The sequence below is a fragment of the Enterobacter sp. PGRG2 genome, assembly GCF_030291195.1.
GTDB lineage: Bacteria > Pseudomonadota > Gammaproteobacteria > Enterobacterales > Enterobacteriaceae > Enterobacter_D.
This window is the reverse complement of the sequence record NZ_CP127837.1, coordinates 87595-90250: the sequence shown is the minus strand read 5'-3', so window position 1 is coordinate 90250 and position 2656 is coordinate 87595. Positions and strand designations below refer to the sequence as shown.

At 58.4% G+C, this 2656-nt stretch carries 2 protein-coding genes; both read right to left on the bottom strand.

Annotation, left to right across the window (positions count from 1 at the left end; genetic code table 11):
• Nucleotides 1–11: 11 nt before the first annotated feature.
• Nucleotides 12–1142 carry an NADH:flavorubredoxin reductase NorW gene (gene norW / locus QRD42_RS00325; RefSeq protein ID WP_321987928.1) on the bottom strand — a complete coding sequence of 377 codons (1131 nt, stop codon included), beginning with the start codon at nt 1140–1142 and terminating at the stop codon, nt 12–14.
• Entirely contained in the window at nt 1139–2584 is a 1446-nt protein-coding gene (norV, locus tag QRD42_RS00320) for an anaerobic nitric oxide reductase flavorubredoxin (protein WP_318364916.1), read from the bottom strand. The genes norW and norV overlap by 4 nt, the downstream gene beginning before the upstream one ends.
• Between the last annotated feature and the right edge of the window lie 72 nt (nt 2585–2656).

Sequence of the window (2656 nt, the reverse complement as noted above, 5' to 3'; positions counted from 1 at the left end):
CCCCAATAAATCTACGCGTTCAGCGCCTTCAGCAACCCAAACGCCTCCTTCATCCGGTCCTCACTCACCACAAACGCCCGCAGCTTCTCCCCCTCAAACCCCTTCGCCACCATCCCGTCCGGGCGCGCCTCGATCTGCCAGTGCAGATCCCCGCGCTGTGTCTCCCCCGCCAGATGCAGCGGCAAATCCGGCGTCTTCACCTTCACCAGCATCGGCGGCAGCGACAGCGTGGCCTGCTGGCCCAGCAGCGTCTTCGCCAGCCACATCGCGCAAATCTGGATCGGTTGCAGGAAGGGCAGCAGCTTACCGTTGATCTCCGCGCAGTCCCCCAGCGCATAAATATCCTCAATGCTGGTGCGCAGCTGACTGTCGACCACAATGCCGCGTCTGACGGCAATACCCGCCTGACTCGCCAGCGCTGTCTGCGGTTTCAGGCCAGTGGCGGCCACCACCGCATCCACCTCAAGGAGGCGATCGCGATCAAAGCGGGCCTGAATGCCCCCGGCGGTGGCCTCCAGCCCAAGCAGCTGCGACTTCAGCAGCAGATGCACGCCGCTTTCCGTCAGACGGTGTTGCAGGCGGCTGCTCACTTCCGGCGGCATCAGCGAAGAAAGTATGCTGGCGGCGGTATCCACCAGCGTCACCGTTTTACCGGCGCGGTTAAAATCCATCGCCAGCTCAGTGCCGATCAGCCCGCCGCCGACAATCAGCACGCGCTGCGCATCGCGCAGGGTCGCGCCGCACGCCTGATACTCCTGCTGACTGTTCAGCGTCAGCATCAGCTCGCTGCCCGGCACCGGCGGCACAAAGGCCGAAGCCCCTGTCGCCAGCACCAGTTTGTCGTAAAACCACTCCTGCTGCTGGCTTTTGACGCAGCGGCGGGTGGGATCGATTTCCGTCACCCGCGTCTGCGGGAACAGGCGCAGATTGAACTGTTCCGCAAACTCCCCCGCCGACTGGCGGGTGAGATCGTCTGCGGACTGGCCGAGGCTGATCACGTGGCTGAGATCCGGTTTGTTGTATTCGTCCATGCTGTCAGCGGCAATCAGCGTGACCGGAACCTGCGCGTCCTGTTTGCGGATATTTTTTACCAGCTGTCGGGCGGCGAAGCCCGAACCAATAATGACGATACCCTGATTCATTTTGCCTCCACGGCCAGCACATCAAACACGTCTTTACCCAGTGAACATTCCGGGCACAGGAAGTTGTCCGGCACCTCGTCCCACGGCGTGCCGGGGGCGACATCCTGCATTGGCTCGCCGGTGGCCGGATCGTAGATCCACTGGCACACGCTGCACTGCATGCACGGACCGAGATCAGCGACGGCAGGCTCGCTGACGCTTTCTTCCTGCGGTTTTACGTCCGGGGCAGCAGCGGAAGGCAACGGGGTAAGCGCCCACTGACGGGCAATATCACGACCGTGCTGACGGCAGATTTCCAGCGCATCGATATCCGGACGCCATTTGGCTTTCAGGCTGAGTGACATCTCAAAACCGGCATCCTGCAAACGGGTAGACAGACGGTCCACCGCGCCGCCGCTCCAGCCGTGGGAACCAAAGGCGCTGGCGCGTTTATTGCGGAAGCGCAGCCCGGTCATCTCTTCCACCAGCCCGGCGATTTTCGGCATCATCACGTTGTTCATGGTGGAGGTGCCCACCAGCACGCCTTTGGAGCGGAACACGTTGGTCAGCACCTCGTTTTTATCGCTGCGGGCGACGTTGAAGATTTTCACCGCCACGCGGGGATCCACTTCGTTGATGCCCTGGGCGATGGCGTCGGCCATCATGCGGGTGTTGTTCGACATGGTGTCGTAGAAAATGGTGATGCGATCTTCCTGATAATCTGCCGCCCATTTGAGGTACAGTTCGACGATTTGCGTCGGGTTATCACGCCATACCACGCCGTGGGAGGTGGCGATCATATCCACCGGCAGGTTAAAGCCGAGGATTTCGGTGATTTTCGGCGTCACCAGGCGGCTGAATGGCGTCAGGATGTTGGCGTAGTAGCGCTGGCACTGTTCGAACAGTTCCACCTGATCCACTTCGTCATTAAACAGGTGTTCGTCGCAATAGTGCTGCCCAAAGGCGTCGTTGCTGAACAGTACCGCGTCGCCGGTCATATAGGTCATCATGCTGTCCGGCCAGTGCAGCATTGGCGTTTCCACGAAGATCAGCTGTTTACCGTTACCGATGTCCAGGGTGTCGCCGGTTTTCACCACGTTAAAATTCCACTCCGGATGGTGGTGATGACCGTTAATGGAATCGATGGCGTTATTGGTGCAGTAAATCGGCGTGTCCGGGATACAGGACATCAGCTCGGTCAGCGCCCCGGCGTGATCTTCTTCCGCATGGTTGATGATGATGTAGTCAATATCCGCGAGGTCGATTTCAGCACGCAGGTTTTGCACGAATTCACGGCTGAATTTGTGGTCGACGGTGTCGATGAGCACGTTTTTCTCTTCGCGGATCAGATAGCTGTTATAGCTGCTGCCGCGCAGGGTTTTGTATTCGGTGCCGTGAAAATCACGTACTTCCCAGTCACGTTGTCCAACCCAGTGAATATTATTTTTTACATGAATAGTCATATTAACCTCAGCCACTCTGAAATTGAGAAAGATGACTGACATATATCAAGATGCGTGCCAGTTTTTAATTTT